We start from the raw sequence: 257 nt of genomic DNA, 5'->3' as shown, positions 1-257 counted from the left end.
CACGAGAATACAAACAGGCGCGCCGGTCCATTTCTGAGCAGCTACGATGCTCATCCAGGGCCATTCTGTGGTGGCGATGCACCGACCGATAAGCACAGAACCCAACAGGACGCCCGCAATCCAAAGCGCCACCCACATCTGGCCCGCGGCCTGGAAGTTGTCGGCAGGATCGTGGGACATGACGCGTAGAAGCTCCGACTCGTGTTTGACCTCATTGCTCGCGGTGGTCTTGTTGTCCATTTGTGCTGCTCTCCGTG

General features: G+C 58.8%; 1 protein-coding gene. It reads right to left on the bottom strand.

The window, feature by feature from the left end:
• Nucleotides 1-240, bottom strand: a 240-nt coding sequence (locus SB753_RS38955) for a hypothetical protein (RefSeq protein WP_410805403.1), incomplete at its 3' end; no start/stop codon positions are given.
• Nucleotides 241-257: the final 17 nt, after the last annotated feature.

It is taken from the genome of Paraburkholderia sp. SIMBA_053, assembly GCF_046534895.1.
In the GTDB taxonomy this organism is placed as follows: domain Bacteria; phylum Pseudomonadota; class Gammaproteobacteria; order Burkholderiales; family Burkholderiaceae; genus Paraburkholderia; species Paraburkholderia caledonica.
The sequence above is the reverse complement of the archived record's forward strand: the minus strand, read 5'-3'. Positions and strand labels throughout refer to the sequence as shown.